The sequence below is a fragment of the Caballeronia sp. SL1002 genome (assembly GCF_057814995.1).
In genome coordinates this window covers 1808824-1823614 of the sequence record NZ_JBYMUW010000002.1, presented here as the reverse complement: position 1 = coordinate 1823614, position 14791 = coordinate 1808824, and the positions used below count along the sequence as shown (strand labels likewise).

General features: G+C 64.7%; 14 protein-coding genes. 9 read left to right on the top strand and 5 right to left on the bottom strand.

Features of this window, described 5'->3' with window-relative positions; genetic code table 11:
* Positions 1–182: 182 nt before the first annotated feature.
* Positions 183–581 carry an RT0821/Lpp0805 family surface protein gene (locus AC3D25_RS10960; protein ID WP_488888427.1) on the top strand — a complete coding sequence of 133 codons (399 nt, stop codon included), beginning with the start codon at positions 183–185 and terminating at the stop codon, positions 579–581.
* 44 nt (positions 582–625) lie between these two features.
* Complete coding sequence (locus tag AC3D25_RS10955; protein ID WP_488889663.1) at positions 626–1075, top strand: NUDIX hydrolase; 450 nt, start codon at positions 626–628, stop codon at positions 1073–1075.
* Positions 1076–1084: 9 nt separating this feature from the next.
* On the opposite strand, the gene AC3D25_RS10950 is transcribed toward AC3D25_RS10955, so the two are convergent.
* Together AC3D25_RS10950 and AC3D25_RS10945 are read right to left on the bottom strand one after the other, a co-directional pair.
* Complete coding sequence (locus tag AC3D25_RS10950) at positions 1085–2017, bottom strand: transporter substrate-binding domain-containing protein (protein ID WP_488888426.1); 933 nt, start codon at positions 2015–2017, stop codon at positions 1085–1087.
* A gap of 73 nt (positions 2018–2090) precedes the next feature.
* Positions 2091–3800: a glutamine--tRNA ligase/YqeY domain fusion protein gene (locus AC3D25_RS10945; protein ID WP_488888425.1), complete on the bottom strand. Its 1710-nt coding sequence runs from the start codon at positions 3798–3800 to the stop codon at positions 2091–2093.
* A gap of 453 nt (positions 3801–4253) precedes the next feature.
* Here AC3D25_RS10945 and AC3D25_RS10940 point away from each other — a divergent pair, with 453 nt between their 5' ends.
* On the top strand, positions 4254–4466 hold the full coding sequence (locus tag AC3D25_RS10940) for an ornithine carbamoyltransferase (protein ID WP_488888424.1): 213 nt from the start codon (positions 4254–4256) through the stop codon (positions 4464–4466).
* Between the two features lie 15 nt (positions 4467–4481).
* On the opposite strand, the gene AC3D25_RS10935 is transcribed toward AC3D25_RS10940, so the two are convergent.
* A complete protein-coding gene (locus tag AC3D25_RS10935; RefSeq protein ID WP_488888423.1) occupies positions 4482–5702 on the bottom strand; it encodes a CaiB/BaiF CoA transferase family protein in 1221 nt (406 codons plus the stop codon).
* A 340-nt stretch (positions 5703–6042) separates the two neighbouring features.
* On the opposite strand from AC3D25_RS10935, the gene alaS reads away from it, so the two are divergent.
* Positions 6043–8667 (top strand): alanine--tRNA ligase, encoded by a 2625-nt coding sequence (alaS, locus tag AC3D25_RS10930; RefSeq protein WP_488888422.1) that lies wholly within the window; start codon positions 6043–6045, stop codon positions 8665–8667.
* Positions 8668–8842: 175 nt separating this feature from the next.
* Here alaS and AC3D25_RS10925 read toward each other — a convergent pair whose 3' ends face one another.
* Positions 8843–9088 carry an AbrB/MazE/SpoVT family DNA-binding domain-containing protein gene (locus AC3D25_RS10925; protein WP_488888421.1) on the bottom strand — a complete coding sequence of 82 codons (246 nt, stop codon included), beginning with the start codon at positions 9086–9088 and terminating at the stop codon, positions 8843–8845.
* 242 nt (positions 9089–9330) lie between these two features.
* Here AC3D25_RS10925 and AC3D25_RS10920 point away from each other — a divergent pair, with 242 nt between their 5' ends.
* On the top strand, positions 9331–9567 hold the full coding sequence (locus AC3D25_RS10920) for a hypothetical protein (protein WP_488888420.1): 237 nt from the start codon (positions 9331–9333) through the stop codon (positions 9565–9567).
* Between the two features lie 34 nt (positions 9568–9601).
* Here the strand turns inward: AC3D25_RS10920 and AC3D25_RS10915 are convergent, their stop codons facing one another.
* Positions 9602–10801 carry a YbfB/YjiJ family MFS transporter gene (locus AC3D25_RS10915; protein ID WP_488888419.1) on the bottom strand — a complete coding sequence of 400 codons (1200 nt, stop codon included), beginning with the start codon at positions 10799–10801 and terminating at the stop codon, positions 9602–9604.
* Positions 10802–10896: 95 nt separating this feature from the next.
* Between AC3D25_RS10915 and AC3D25_RS10910 the strand changes: the two genes are divergently transcribed.
* From AC3D25_RS10910 to AC3D25_RS10895, 4 genes are all read left to right on the top strand, one after another.
* Positions 10897–11817 (top strand): LysR family transcriptional regulator, encoded by a 921-nt coding sequence (locus AC3D25_RS10910; RefSeq protein ID WP_488888418.1) that lies wholly within the window; start codon positions 10897–10899, stop codon positions 11815–11817.
* Positions 11818–11921: 104 nt separating this feature from the next.
* On the top strand, positions 11922–12965 hold the full coding sequence (locus tag AC3D25_RS10905; protein WP_488888417.1) for a threonine aldolase family protein: 1044 nt from the start codon (positions 11922–11924) through the stop codon (positions 12963–12965).
* Positions 12966–12977: 12 nt separating this feature from the next.
* Positions 12978–13502, top strand: a complete 525-nt coding sequence (locus AC3D25_RS10900) for an NUDIX domain-containing protein (protein WP_488888416.1) — start codon at positions 12978–12980, stop codon at positions 13500–13502.
* A 139-nt stretch (positions 13503–13641) separates the two neighbouring features.
* On the top strand, positions 13642–14790 hold the full coding sequence (locus AC3D25_RS10895) for an iron-containing alcohol dehydrogenase (protein ID WP_488888415.1): 1149 nt from the start codon (positions 13642–13644) through the stop codon (positions 14788–14790).
* The last annotated feature ends 1 nt before the right edge of the window (position 14791 follow it).

Sequence of the window (14791 nt, the reverse complement as noted above, 5' to 3'; positions counted from 1 at the left end):
GCGGCTTCTCCATGCGATGGCGCCGCGACCCGCCAATCCCTCGCTCAGGGCCGCGCGATAACGTCGCCAGGCGATCAACGCGCCGCGGCCTCATGCTATCCTCGATGAACCCGCCCGACGCGGATTGCCAGTCCCGGCGCCGCGTTTCGGCCACGCAACGCTCATCTCGACGAGGATCTTCCATGCCGATTCACACCCGCCCGCTGATGCACGCCCTCATCTGTTCCGTGAGCGGCGCGGCGCTTCTCGCCGCGTCCGTCGGCGCGTCCGCGGCGAACCTCGGATTTCTCAACGACACGCCGATCAGCTACATGAAGCAGCGCGACATGCAGGCGCTCAACGGCGCGGCGCGCAAGGCGCTCGAGACCAAGCAGGACGGCGAGTCGCTCGACTGGAATAACGAAGGCGCGGGCAATCCGGTCAAGATTCACGGCACCGTGACGCCGCAGACCACGGAAAAAACCGGCGACAAAACTTGTCGCAAGATTCAGCTCACCGCCATTGCCAAAGGCCAGACGCAAACCTGGGCGCCGACCGCGTGTAAATCCGGCGAAGGCAAGTGGCAGCTTCAGAAGCAATAACGCCGCACGCCGATGAATCCGCGAATCGTCGCGAGGCCCGCCCGATGACCGAGCGCACGGTATCGTGCGGCGTCGTCATTCTGAACGCGACCGGCGAGGTCCTGCTTTGTCACGCCACCGAGACGTCGCATTGGGACGTACCGAAAGGGCAGGCCGAGCCGGGCGAGATGCCGGTCGAAGCGGCACTGCGCGAACTGGTGGAAGAAACCGGGATCGTGCTCGACGCCGCGCGGCTTAAGGACCTCGGGCGGTTTTTGTATCGGCGGGATAAGGACTTGCACCTGTTCGCGGTGCGCGTGGGCGCTGAAGTGCGGCTGGAAGACTGCGTCTGCGAGTCGTATTTCCCGCGCCGCCGCGATGGCACCATGATTCCGGAAATGGACGCGTATCGCTGGGTCAACCCGGCGGACGTCGATCAGTACGCGAGCCGCAGCCTCGCACGGCTTTTCCAGACCACGCTCTCGCTCGCCGAACTCGACCAGACGCTCGCTTAGTACGTCGTCTTAATCCAGCGCGCGGTCGTTCGGATTGGCGAACAGCGCCTTCATTTCCGCCGACATCGGGAATTGCAGGTTGATGCCGTTGGGCGGAATCGGCTGCATGAACCAGGTGTCGTAAAGGCGCGCGGCTTCGCCCGAGCGCTGCATCCGCGCGATGGTGTCGTCCACGAGCTGCTTGAACGCGGGGTCGCCCTTGCGCATCATGCAGCCATACGATTCGCGGGCAAGCGGTTCGCCTGTCACCCAGTAATCGTGCCGCGCCGCGCCTTCCTGCGCGATTTTTCCGTACAAGAGCGGATCGTCCATGACGAATGCCACCGCGCGATCCGTCTTCAGCGCGTGGAACGCCTCGGCGTGGTCGCGCGCGCTGATGATGCGCAAGTTGAGATCGCGATCCAGCGACATTTGCCGGAGCATGCGCTCGTCCGATGTTCCGGCGGTCGTCGCGACGGTTTTGCCCGCGAGATCGGCGTAATCGCGAATACCCGATTTGCGCTTCACCGCCATCCGGATGCCGTACTGGAAGAAGCTGTTCGAGAACGCGACCATCGATTCGCGCTCGCGGACGTGCGCCGTCGATCCGCATTCGAGATCGACCTGATTGTTCACGACGAGCGACATCCGGTTCGACGAATTCACCTGCACGTACTTCACGGCGAGCGACGGGCGATTCAGCCGGGTCCTGATGGCATCGACCACGGCGAGCGCGATGGCTTGCGAGTAGCCGACCGGCTGCTGATTGGCGTCGAGATAGGAAAACGGCACTGACGATTCACGCGCGCCCAGCACGACCGCGCCGTTCTCCGCGATCTTGCGCAGCGTGGCGGACGCCTGCAAGGGATCGGTCGATGCGGCGCGTGCGGAAGGCGGGGAGAACAAAACCGCCGCGAGCACGCCGACGGCAAAAACAACGCGGCTGAAGTACGGCGAATTCATCGTGCTCCTCGCTCGATACGGCAAAGCGGGCGTGCCGGCCGGCATCGCATGAGGCGCGGCCGGCCGGGCGAAATCACGCCGGCTTGCCCCAGCTGTCGCGCAGGCTCACGATGCGGTTGAATACCGGCGTGCCCGGCTTCGAATCGATGCGATCAGCCACGAAATAGCCGTGCCGCTCGAACTGGAAGCGATCTTCCGCGTTCGCGCTCTGCGCGCTCGGCTCGACGTAGGCGGTCGCGATGCGCTTCGAATTCGGATTCAGCGCGTCGAGGAATTCCGCGCCGCCCGCGCCCGGTTGCGGTTCCTTGAACAGCCGGTCGTAGATGCGCACTTCCGCCGCGCAAGCCGCCGCCGCGCTGAGCCAGTGAATCGTGCCCTTCACCTTGTACGTGTTCGCGCCGTCCGTGCCGGATTTGCTGTCGGGGAAATAGTTGCAATGAACGGCGGTGATATTGCCGTTTTCGTCCTTGTCGGCACCCGTGCATTCCACGACGAAACCATACTTCAAACGCACCTTGTTACCCGGAAACAGGCGGAAATAGCCCTTCGGCGGCGCTTCGCTGAAATCCTCGCGCTCGATCCACAATTCGCGCGAGAACGGGAACGTGCGCGTGCCGCGCTCCGGATGATGCGGATGCACCGGCGCGCTGCATTCCTCGTTCTGGCCTTCCGGATAGTTATCGATAATCAGCTTCAGCGGATCGAGCACCGCGATCGCGCGCGGCGCTTTTTCGTCGAGATCGTCGCGCAGCGCGCCTTCGAGGATGCTCATGTCGATCCACGAATCCACCTTCGTCACGCCGATGCGCTCCGCCATCAGCCGAATGCTTTCTGGCGTGAAACCGCGCCGCCGCACACCGACGATGGTCGGCATGCGCGGATCGTCCCAGCCTTCCACGTGGTTGTCCTGCACGAGTTGCAGCAGCTTGCGCTTGCTGGTGATCGCGTAGGTCAAATTGAGTCGCGAAAATTCGATCTGTTGGGGAAGCGGCCGCGTGAATACGCCGTCGTCGGCGAGTTGCGCGAGGAACCAGTCGTAAAGCGGCCGGTGATCTTCGAATTCGAGCGTGCAGAGCGAATGCGTGATGTTTTCGAGCGCGTCCGACACGCAATGCGTGTAGTCGTACATCGGGTAGATGCACCACGTGTCGCCCGTGCGGTAATGGTGCGCGAAACGGATACGGTAGATGACCGGATCGCGCATGTTGAAGTTCGGCGAACTCATGTCGATCTTCGCGCGCAGGATGTGCTCGCCTTCCTGGAACTCGCCCGCCTTCATGCGGCGGAAGAGGTCGAGGTTTTCCTCCGGCGTGCGGTCGCGATACGGCGAATTCGTACCCGCTTCGTTCGCGGAGCCGCGATTGGCGCGGATTTGTTCGGCCGACTGGCTATCGACATACGCCTGGCCGCGCTGGATCAGCGTTTCGGCGAATTCGTACAGCTTGTCGTAGTAGTCGCTCGCGAAGTAGATGTGCTCGGTGCCGTCCTTGTTCCAGTCGTAGCCGAGCCACTTCACGGCGTCGATGATCGAGTCGACGTACTCGACGCTTTCCTTTTCCGGATTGGTGTCGTCGAAGCGCAGGTGACACACGCCGCCGTAATCGCGCGCGATGCCGAAGTTCACGCAGATGCTCTTCGCGTGGCCGATGTGCAGATAGCCGTTCGGCTCGGGCGGAAACCGCGTCTCCACTCGCTGCGACCATTTGCCGGTGCGATTGTCGTCGTCGATGATGTTGCGGATGAAATTGGATACCGCTGGGGCGTCGTTACGATCGGTGTTCATGCGAGAAAAGGAGAGCGGACGAGGGCGCGCAATGCGTTCGGGAAGTCTTTATTGATATACCGATTCTACCTTAGCGGGCGCGCCTGGGCTTCCCGGCTGGCCGCGCCGGGCAGCCAGCGTGGCGCGAGCGAGACGGAAGCGAGACCGAAGCGACACGGAAGCGAGACGGAAGCGAGACGGAAGCGAGACGGAAGCGAGACGGAAGCGCCACGGAAGCGAGACCCGCGCCGGCGCGCGCCCGATCTTTCCAACGCTTACCGGACCCGTCCAACGGCCCCCCGGACAGCTACCTTTCGCCCTTCGAAGGCCGTTCCATGGTTACACATGGCCGCGTTCCACCACCGGCGTGTTTCTGGCGTAACCGGACGTAAATCGCGTTGCGACGGCGTTTCGGCCAATTTTAAGATTGCGCCGCGTATGAAAATCAAAACAGACAAAAGGAAAAATAACAGCATGAATACGACCACACGCTTTACCTTGAAGACCGTTGCGATCGCCACGCTGATCGTGAGTCTTACCGCCTGTGCGGGCCTGAGCCGCCAGCAAACCCACGCCGCCATTGGCGCGGGCGCGGGCGGCGCGCTCGGCTACGTGCTGACGGGCGGCCCGCTCGGCACCATTGCAGGCGCGGCGGCGGGCGGTTTGATCGGCGCGGGGACGCGGTAAGCACGCCAGGCGCGGCTAGATAACCTTCGACGCCCTGAGCGCCGCGATTCGCGCGTCGTCGTAGCCCAGCACGTCGCGCAGCACGCTTTCGGTGTGCTCGCCGAGCGTCGGCGGATGCGAACGCGCTTCGGTCGGCGTCGCGCTCATCTTCACCGGATTGCCGACCAGTTTGACCGTGCCGCCGCCCGGATGCGGCAGATCGGCGCGCAAGCCGCGCGCGATCACCTGCGGATCGTCGAACACTTCGCCGAGATCGTTGATCGGACCGCACGGCACGCCCGCCGCTTCGAGCGCCGTGAGCCACGCGTGCTTGCCGCGCTCGCGGACCATCGCCGCGAGGATCGGCACGAGCGTCTCGCGGTTGCGCACGCGCGATGGGTTGGTCGCGAAGTCCGGGTGATCGGCCAGTTCGGGCCGGCCGCCCGCCGCGACGAACTTGCGGAACTGGCCGTCGTTGCCCACCGCGACGATGATCCAGCCGTCGCTCGTCTGGAACGTCTGATACGGCACGATGTTCGGATGCGCGTTGCCCCAGCGCAAGGGCGGCGCGCCGCTCGCGAGGAAGTTGGTGTTCATGTTGGCGAGCATCGCGACCTGCACGTCGAGCAGCGCCATGTCGATATATTGGCCTTCGCCCGTCCGGTCGCGGTGCGCGAGCGCGGCGAGCACGCCGACGCTCGCGTACATGCCGGTCATCAAATCGGCGATCGCGACGCCCGCCTTTTGCGGGCCGCCGCCCGCCTGGCCGTCGCGCTCGCCGGTGATGCTCATGAATCCGCCCATGCCCTGAATGATGAAGTCATAGCCCGCGCGGCCCGCGTAAGGCCCGGTCTGGCCGAAACCCGTCACGGAACAGTAGATCAGATCAGGCCTCACGCTTTTCAACGATGCGTAGTCCAGCCCGTACTTCTTCAGCTGGCCGACCTTGTAGTTTTCGAGCACGACGTCGCTTTGTGCGGCGAGCGCGCGGATCACCGCTTGACCTTCCGGCGTCGCGATATCGACGGTGACGGAGCGCTTGTTGCGGTTCGCCGCCAGGTAATACGCGGCTTCGCGGGTGTCGTCGCCCGCCGCGTCTTTCAGATAGGGCGGGCCCCAGTGGCGGGTGTCGTCGCCGAACTCGGGGCGCTCGATCTTGATGACATCGGCGCCGAAGTCGGACAGGGTCTGCGCGCACCAGGGACCGGCGAGCACGCGGGTCAGATCGAGGACGCGGATATGGCTCAAGGCTCCCATTTTCGGGTTTTGTCTCCGTGGTTTGGCAAGTTCGACGGTGTGTACGGAACGGCGATTTTCTCAGGATGGTACGGGATCGGCGCGCGGCAAGCCGCGCGCATGGACAGTCTTTTTCGCCCGGACGCACGGTTTTGCCGTGGTTTTACCGCGCAAGCCGCAGCGTTTCGAACCCGGCGCGATCCCGTATAATCGGCGGTTCCGCCTGACCTCGTGCGCGAAGCCGTCCGCATCGGGGTCGAGCCAAGATAGTGGCGGCAAGCGCGCGTATCCACGCGGCATCCGATACCAGCGCGCTGCCAGCCCGACGCTACTCACTCTAAGCAGATCGCCCCCGCACGCCATGAAAGCCTCCGAAATCCGCGAGAAGTTCCTCAAGTTCTTCGAATCGAAGGGCCACACGATCGTTCGCTCGTCGAGCCTCGTTCCCGGCAACGATCCGACGCTGCTCTTCACCAACTCGGGCATGGTGCAGTTCAAGGACGTGTTCCTCGGCGCGGAATCGCGCCCGTACTCGCGCGCGACCACCGCGCAGCGCAGCGTGCGCGCGGGCGGCAAGCACAACGATCTCGAAAACGTCGGCTATACGGCGCGCCATCACACGTTCTTCGAAATGCTCGGCAACTTCTCGTTCGGCGACTATTTCAAGCGCGACGCGATCCATTACTGCTGGGAACTGCTCACGAAGGTCTACCAGCTTCCGGCCGACAAGCTCACCGTCACCGTGTATCAGGAAGACGACGAAGCCTACGCCATCTGGGAAAAGGAAATCGGCGTGCCGCCCGAGCGGATCATCCGTATCGGTGACAACAAGGGCGCGCGTTACGCGTCGGACAACTTCTGGCAAATGGCCGACACCGGCCCGTGCGGCCCGTGCTCGGAAGTGTTCTTCGACCACGGCCCGGAAATCTGGGGCGGCCCGCCCGGATCGCCCGAAGAAGACGGCGACCGTTTCATCGAAATCTGGAATCTCGTGTTCATGCAGTTCAACCGCGACGCGCAGGGCAACATGACGCCGCTGCCCAAGCAATGCGTCGATACGGGCATGGGTCTCGAGCGGCTCGCCGCCGTGTTGCAGCACGTCCACAGCAATTACGAAATCGACCTGTTCCAGAAGCTCATCAAGGCTGCCGCGCGTGAAACCGATACGCCGGATCTCACGAACAATTCGCTGAAGGTGATCGCGGATCACATTCGCGCGTGCGCTTTCCTGATCGTCGATGGCGTGATTCCCGGCAACGAAGGGCGCGGTTATGTGCTGCGCCGGATCGTGCGCCGCGCGATCCGCCACGGCTACAAGCTCGGCAAGAAGGGCGGCTTTTTCCACAAGCTCGTGCCGGATCTGGTCGAGGAAATGGGCGCGGCTTATCCGGAACTGGCCGACGCCCAAGCGCGCGTCACCGACGTTCTTCGCCAGGAAGAGGAACGCTTCTTCGAGACGATCGAACACGGCATGTCGATCCTCGAAGGCGAACTCGCCGATCTCGACCAGAAGGGCGCGAAACAACTGGACGGCGAACTCGCGTTCAAGCTGCACGACACCTACGGTTTCCCGCTCGATCTGACGGCGGACGTGTGCCGCGAGCGCGGCATGACGGTGGACGAAGCCGCCTTCGACGAAGCCATGACGCGCCAGCGCGAACAGGCGCGCGCGGCGGGCAAGTTCAAGCTCGCGGCCGGCCTCGAGTATTCGGGCGAGAAAACCACGTTCCACGGCTACGACAAGGAACTCTTCGACGACGCCCGGGTGGTCGCGTTGTACGTGGAAGGCGCGTCGGTCAAGGAAGTGCAGTCGGGCCAGCAGGCGGTCGTCGTGCTCGATCACACGCCGTTCTACGCCGAATCGGGCGGCCAGGCGGGCGATCAGGGCGTGCTCGCGAACGCGAGCGTGCGTTTTGGCGTCGCAGATACGCTGAAGGTGCAGGCCGATGTCGTCGGTCATCACGGCACGCTTGAGCAGGGCACGCTGAAAGTGGGCGACGTGGTGAAGGCGCAAATCGATACGGTTCGCCGTGCCCGCACCGCGCGCAATCACTCGGCCACGCACTTGATGCACCGCGCGCTGCGCGAGGTGCTCGGCGCGCACGTGCAGCAGAAAGGGTCGCTGGTGGACGCCGACAAAACGCGCTTCGACTTCGCCCACAACGCGCCGATGACCGACGAGCAGATTCGCCGCGTCGAGGAAATCGTCAACGCGGAAGTGCTGGCGAACGCGCCGGGCGTCGTGCAGGTCATGTCCTACGACGAAGCGGTGAAGGGCGGCGCGATGGCACTGTTCGGCGAGAAATACGGCGATACCGTGCGCGTGCTCGATCTCGGCTTCTCGCGCGAACTCTGCGGCGGCACGCACGTGCAGCGCACCGGCGATATCGGCCTGTTCAAGATCGTGGTCGAAGGCGGCGTGGCGGCGGGCATTCGTCGCGTGGAGGCCATCACCGGCGACAACGCCGTGCGTTTCGTGCAGGAACTGGACGCACGCATCAACGCGGCGGCGTCCGTGCTGAAGGCGCAGCCGTCGGAACTGACGCAGCGGATCGTGCAGGTTCAGGAGCACGTCAAGGCGCTCGAAAAGGAACTGGGCGCGTTGAAGTCGAAGCTGGCGTCGAGCCAGGGCGACGAACTCGTCTCGCAAGCCGTCGATGTGGCGGGCGTGCACGTGCTGGCCGCGCAACTCGCGGGCGCGGACGTGAAGACGCTGCGTGAAACCGTCGACAAGCTGAAGGACAAGCTCAAGAGCGCGGCAATCGTGCTGGCGTCGGTGGAAGGCGGAAAGGTGAGCCTGATCGCGGGCGTGACCGCCGATGCGTCGAAGAAGGTGAAGGCGGGCGATCTCGTCAACTTCGTCGCGCAGCAGGTCGGCGGCAAGGGCGGCGGCCGTCCGGACATGGCGCAGGCAGGCGGCACCGATCCGGCGAATCTGCCGGCAGCGCTCGCGGGCGTCACGAACTGGGTGCAGGCGCTGCTTTGAACGGTTGAGGATGTGCGTTAAGCGCCGATGAAACCCCCGCTTCGTGCGGGGGTTTTTTATTTTCAGCAGCGAAATGCAACGCACCGTACGGCGAATGTCTCGGCAAAAGAAAACCCACACGTTTTGGAAAACGCGGGGTTCGTCATCGCTTCGTCTCACAGATTCAGGAACACTCTCACCGCGTATCGCGCTGCTGCGAGTTCGCCGTGCGTCGCCTGTTCAGCGTTGCATCGCGAAGCTGCTGCCCATACCGTTCGCGGGAAAAGCGCCGGATCGCGCTGTACGGACGCACGAGCACCTGTCCCTCCTCGACCTGAACGTCCACTTCCTGACCCTCCGAGAACTCCACCTCACTGGCGATATTCGCCGGAATACGAACTGCCAGGCTATTTCCCCAACGCTTCGGGGTTTGAACAGGCATTGCTGTCACCTTGATGTTTGTGATGTCCGCTTCGAAACAGGCGCAAGGATGCGCAGCCTTCCGAGCGTCCGGCTGAAACTCATCCGAAATGTCGACGCTAGGCGTTTTCGCTCCTCTGTATCAGCAGTGTTAATACATCCGTTGATGCGCTTTCTTACGGGCTGTCAGGTACATCTCGTGCGATGCATGTTCAGTGCAAGCGCATCTCTCGCGCGAATGCATCAACTACGGAGATAAAAACGATGAACTGGAAAATCTGCGCAACTGGCCTTCTTTCAACCCTGATTCTGGTGAGCGGCGCGGCGCGCGCTGAAGGCTGTGTCGAAGGCGCGGCGGTGGGCGGCGTCGCGGGACACGTGGCCGGCAAGCACGGTACGACTGGCGCGGTGGCGGGCTGTGCGATCGGCCATCATGAGGCCGGCAAGAAGGAAAAGAAGGCGCAGCAAGCGAATGCCGCGAGCCAGCCGGCAGCGAAGTAACGCTCGAATTTGCGCTGCTATCGCGAGCCGGTAATTACCGCTCGCGATACCGCAGCGCGACCCACGCCAAACCCGCGCTTCCCGCCAACAACGCAGCCGCCGCGAGTCCCAGCGCGATCGAAAACGAGCCGGTATGCGCGGCGATCGGCGCGGCGACGATCGGCCCGGCGATCTGCCCGAGTCCATACGCGGCGGTCGCATAGCCCATAAGGCCGGCGGCGCGCTCGCCGTGCAGGCGGCGCGCTTCGCGCATCGCGAAGAGGGTGATCGCGGTGAACGGCAGGCCGATCAGCACGCTGCCGATGGCGAAACCCAGCGTGCTCGGAAACACGATTCCCGACGCGATTCCCATTGCCTGCAACACGTAGCCGCCCGCAAGCAGCGCGCGATTGTCCCAGTGGAGCGGCAAGCGCGCGGCGAGCAACGCGCCTGCGATCAACGCCACGCCGAAAATCGGCCAGAACAGATCCGGCCACGGTGAACCCGGCAGAGCATGCCGCGCGATCACCGGCAAAAACGTCGCGGTGATGATGTAGCCGAACCCGGCCAGCCCATACAGCACCACGAGCCACGCAGATTCAGCGCGATGCGCGGCAGGATCGGCGATAAGCGGCGTTTTCGTGACGTCCGGTGCCTGAACCGGACGTGCGTCGAACGCGCGCCACACGGCCGCGCCCGCCACCGCCGACAACACGCCGAAGCCGATCCACACGGCCGGCGCGCCCATCGACGCCGCGCTCGCCGCCGCGCCGAGCAGTCCCGTCAACACGATCCCCACGCCCGGTCCCGCGTAGATCACGCCGCTCCAGCCGTGCGCGCCGAGTTCCGCGAGCCGCCGCAAACCCCACTGCGACGCGAACACGAACGTCCACGCGCTCAGTGCGCCCGCCACGAAACGCACGGCGGCCCAGAGCCAGAACGTATCGATCGCGCCCATCGCGAGCGTCAGGACGACGGTCGCGGCGAGTCCGAAACGGACCATGCGGGCATGATCGACGCGGATTGCCGCGCACGACAGCGCGCCCACGAAATAGCCTGCGTAGTTGAACGACGCGAGCCAGCCGCCGTGCCGGATATCGAGCGCGCCGCTTTTGAGCATCAGCGGTAAAAGGGGCGTGAACGCGAAACGCCCGACCCCGAGCGCGACCGCCAGTACGACCGCGCAGGCGATGGCGGCCGTGCGCGCGGGATCGGGCGTGGCGCGCGCGAGACGATCTGAATTGAGAGCGGACATGACGGCGACCTTCGAGCGAAAAGCCCATCCTAGCTTGACCAGGCGATCCTGAAAAATGAATAATCGAGATTCGATGTATCACAAGGAGAGATGCAATGGATCTGGCAGCGCTGAACATTTTCCGGGCGGTCGTCCGCGAGAACGGCGTGACGCGGGCCGCGCGCAAGCTCAACCGGGTGCAATCGAACGTGACGACGCGCATCCGGCAACTGGAGGAGCAACTCGGCACGCCGCTTTTCGTGCGCGATGGCCGCCGCCTCGTGCTGACACCCGCCGGCGAAACGCTGCTGCCGTATGCGGAGCGCCTGCTCGCGCTCGCCGATGAAGCGCGCCACGCCGTCACCGAAAGCCGTCCGCATGGCCGCTTGCGCCTCGGCACGATGGAAAGCACGGCGGCGAGCCGGCTGCCGCCCGTGCTGGCGAATTATCACCAGCGCTGGCCGGAGGTCATGCTGGAATTGACGACCGGCGTGACGCGCGATTTGATCGACCGGGTGCGCAATTTCGAACTCGACGCGGCGCTGGTTGCGCGCCCGGCCGAAGGCGATGCGTGGCTCGACGATCACTTCGACAGCCTGCCGATCTTTCGCGAAGAACTCGTTCTGCTCACGCCGCGCGGTCACCGTCCGATCCGCACGTCGCGCGATCTCGCGCTGAGCACGCTGATCGCGTTCGAGCGCGGCTGTGCTTATCGGGCGCATGCGCAGCGCTGGTACGACGCGAACGGCCTGCGCCCCGAGCGCGTGCTCGAACTCGGCTCGTACCATTCGATCGTCGCGTGCGTGGCGGCGGGCGTCGGCGTGGCGGTCGCGCCGCGTTCGGTGCTCGCGCTCGGCGCGCTCGGCGAGAACATCGCGCTGCATTCGCTCGGCGCGGACGGCGCCATCGACACCTTGCTGATCTGGCGGCGCGGCCACCGGTCGGCGGCGCTCGATGCGCTACGCGATGCGTTGCTCGGGCGGGATCAAGCGCTCACCGAAGCGCCGCCCGAAGTGCCGGTCACGAACGCCGCTTGAGTCTCGCTCGCTCCAACGCATTCACGACGAAGCCGTTAGAATGGCCGCCAGCCCGCGCGCCCTTAGCGGCGCGTCATTCCTCGCAAGCCCACGCCATCGACCGCATGCAACATTTCGCCTCCGACAACTACGCGGGCATCTGCCCGGAAGCGCTTGCCGCGCTGATCGAAGCCAACAACAGCGGCCACGAGCCGGCTTACGGCGACGACTCATGGACCAACCAGGTGTGCGACCGCATTCGCACGCTGTTCCAGACGGATTGCGAAGTGTTCTTCGTGTTCAACGGCACGGCGGCGAATTCGCTGGCGCTCGCGTCGTTGTGCCAGTCGTATCACTCGGTGATCTGCCACGAACTCGCGCACATCGAAACCGACGAATGCGGCGGCCCCGAGTTCTTCTCGGGCGGCTCGAAGCTGCTGACCGCGCCGGGCGAGAACGGCAAGCTCACGCCCGACGCGATCGAGGCGATTGTCACGAAGCGCGCCGATATCCACTATCCGAAGCCGAAGGTCGTCACGCTCACGCAATCGACGGAAGTGGGCACCGTGTACACCGTCGAAGAAATACGCGCCATCGCGGCGATCGCGAAACGGCGGCATCTGAAAGTGCACATGGACGGCGCGCGCTTCGCGAACGCGGTCGCCGCGCTCGATGTGCATCCGTCGGAGATCACGTGGCGCGCGGGCGTGGACGTGCTGTGTTTCGGTGGCACGAAGAACGGTTTGCCGGTGGGCGAAGCAGTCGTGTTCTTCGATAAGGCGCTCGCCGCCGATTTCGCGTACCGGCTGAAACAGGCGGGTCAGTTGGCCTCGAAGATGCGCTTCATCTCCGCGCCCTGGCTCGGTCTGCTGGACAACGACGTCTGGCTGCGCAACGCGCGCCATGCGAACGCGATGGCGCAGTTGATGGCCGAGCGTCTCGCTGCGATCCGCCAAGTGAACGTGCTGTTCAAGCCGCAATCGAACGCGGTGTTCGCGGAATTGCCGCCTGCGGTCGCCGCCGCGTTGCGCCAAACGGGCTGGAAGTTCTATCAGTTCATCGGCTCGGGCGGCTGCCGCCTGATGTGCGCGTGGGACACGCTGCCCGAAACGGTCGAACGCTTCACCGATGAAATCCGCGCACTCTGCGCCAATCTTGCAAGCGCCTGAGCGCCGCCCGCCATGAGCGAATACCGATACTGCCCGCAGTGCGCACGCGAACTGATCGAACGCGCCGATGCCTCGCACGAAGGCGGGCGCGTGCGCCTCGCCTGTCCCGAGGGCCACTTCACGCACTGGAACAATCCGCTGCCGGTGGTCGCGGCGATCGTCGAATATGAGGGGCGCATTCTGCTCGCGCGCAACGCCGCGTGGCCCGAAGGCATGTTCGCGCTGATCACCGGATTCCTTGAAAACGGCGAGACGCCGGAAGAGGGCATCGCGCGCGAGGTGCTGGAGGAAACGTCGCTGGTCGCGGACTCGGTGGAACTCGTCGGCGTGTACGAATTCATGCGCAAGAACGAACTGATCATCGCGTATCACGTGAAGGCGTCGGGGACGATCGCGCTCTCGCCGGAACTGCTCGAATACCGGCTCGTCGAACCGGCGAATCTGCGGCCGTGGCGCGCGGGAACCGGTCACGCCGTCGCGCAATGGATGCGCGCGCGCAATCTGCCCTACGAATACGTGGAGCGTCCGGGACAGTAAGCGCGTTCGCGTTCGCGTCCGCGCTAGCGCCGATTGACACGCCTCGCGCGCGGCTCCTAACATCGCTTACCGCCGCTTGAGTTCTCTCGCGGCACTTTCGCGGCACTTTCGCGGCACTACTCCCGGGGCAGGACACGTCATGGCCTTCATCTTCTATCTCACGCACGTTCATCTCGGCTACGACGCGCTTTCGATGCTCGAATCCGAGTGCGCGCGGATCGGTATCAAACGGCCGCTCGTCATCACCGATAAAGGCGTGGCGGCGGCCGGTCTCGCGGCGCAAGTCGTGGACGCGGCCCGTTTCGGCGCGCTGCCGGTGTTCGACGAAACACCGTCGAATCCGACCGAAGCGATGGTGATGAAAGCCGCCGAGCAGTATCGGCGGGAAGATTGCGATGGGCTGATCGCGGTGGGCGGCGGGTCGTCGATCGACCTGGCGAAAGGCGTCGCGATTGCCGCGACGCACGCGGGAACGCTCACCGAATACGCGACCATCGAAGGCGGCAGCAACAAGATCACCGAGCGCGCCGCGCCGCTCATCGCCGTGCCGACCACGGCGGGCACGGGCAGCGAAGTGGCGCGCGGCGCGATCATCATTCTCGCGGATGGCCGCAAGCTCGGTTTTCATTCGTGGCATCTGCTGCCGAAATCCGCCATCTGCGATCCATCGCTCACGCTCGGCCTGCCGTCCGGCCTCACCGCCGCGACCGGCATGGACGCGATCGCGCACTGCATCGAAACGTTCCTTGCGCCCGCGTTCAATCCGCCCGCCGACGGCATCGCGCTCGACGGGCTGGAGCGCGCGTGGGCGCATATCGAGCGGGCGACGCACGACGGCCAGGATCGCGATGCGCGTCTGAACATGATGAGCGCGTCGATGCAGGGCGCGATGGCGTTTCAGAAGGGTCTCGGCTGCGTTCATTCGCTGTCGCATCCGCTCGGCGGGCTGGCCGTGAATGGGCGCACGTCGCTGCATCACGGCACGCTGAACGCAGTCGTGTTGCCTGCCGTGCTGCGCTTTAACGAAACGGCGGCGAGCGTGATCGCGGAGCGGCGTTTCGCCCGCATGCGCCGCGCGATGAATCTGCCCGATCACGCCGATCTCGCACAAGCCGTGCACGACATGACCGCGCGGCTCGGCCTGCCGACGCATCTCGCGCAGATGGGCGTGGACGAGAGCATGTTCGACAAGGTCATCAAGGGCGCGCTCGCCGATCATTGCCACAAGACGAATCCGCGCGAGGCGAGCGCCGACGATTATCGGCAGATGCTCAAGGCGTCGCTGTAAC

What these genes read in the sequence shown, in the direction of transcription:
- AC3D25_RS10960 (WP_488888427.1), top strand. Translation starts at nt 183, where the DNA reads ATGCCGATTCACACCCGCCCGCTGATGCACGCCCTCATCTGTTCCGTG.
- AC3D25_RS10955 (WP_488889663.1), top strand. Translation starts at nt 626, where the DNA reads ATGACCGAGCGCACGGTATCGTGCGGCGTCGTCATTCTGAACGCGACC.
- AC3D25_RS10950 (WP_488888426.1), bottom strand. Translation starts at nt 2,017, where the DNA reads ATGAATTCGCCGTACTTCAGCCGCGTTGTTTTTGCCGTCGGCGTGCTC.
- AC3D25_RS10945 (WP_488888425.1), bottom strand. Translation starts at nt 3,800, where the DNA reads ATGAACACCGATCGTAACGACGCCCCAGCGGTATCCAATTTCATCCGC.
- AC3D25_RS10940 (WP_488888424.1), top strand. Translation starts at nt 4,254, where the DNA reads ATGAATACGACCACACGCTTTACCTTGAAGACCGTTGCGATCGCCACG.
- AC3D25_RS10935 (WP_488888423.1), bottom strand. Translation starts at nt 5,702, where the DNA reads ATGGGAGCCTTGAGCCATATCCGCGTCCTCGATCTGACCCGCGTGCTC.
- alaS (WP_488888422.1), top strand. Translation starts at nt 6,043, where the DNA reads ATGAAAGCCTCCGAAATCCGCGAGAAGTTCCTCAAGTTCTTCGAATCG.
- AC3D25_RS10925 (WP_488888421.1), bottom strand. Translation starts at nt 9,088, where the DNA reads ATGCCTGTTCAAACCCCGAAGCGTTGGGGAAATAGCCTGGCAGTTCGT.
- AC3D25_RS10920 (WP_488888420.1), top strand. Translation starts at nt 9,331, where the DNA reads ATGAACTGGAAAATCTGCGCAACTGGCCTTCTTTCAACCCTGATTCTG.
- AC3D25_RS10915 (WP_488888419.1), bottom strand. Translation starts at nt 10,801, where the DNA reads ATGTCCGCTCTCAATTCAGATCGTCTCGCGCGCGCCACGCCCGATCCC.
- AC3D25_RS10910 (WP_488888418.1), top strand. Translation starts at nt 10,897, where the DNA reads ATGGATCTGGCAGCGCTGAACATTTTCCGGGCGGTCGTCCGCGAGAAC.
- AC3D25_RS10905 (WP_488888417.1), top strand. Translation starts at nt 11,922, where the DNA reads ATGCAACATTTCGCCTCCGACAACTACGCGGGCATCTGCCCGGAAGCG.
- AC3D25_RS10900 (WP_488888416.1), top strand. Translation starts at nt 12,978, where the DNA reads ATGAGCGAATACCGATACTGCCCGCAGTGCGCACGCGAACTGATCGAA.
- AC3D25_RS10895 (WP_488888415.1), top strand. Translation starts at nt 13,642, where the DNA reads ATGGCCTTCATCTTCTATCTCACGCACGTTCATCTCGGCTACGACGCG.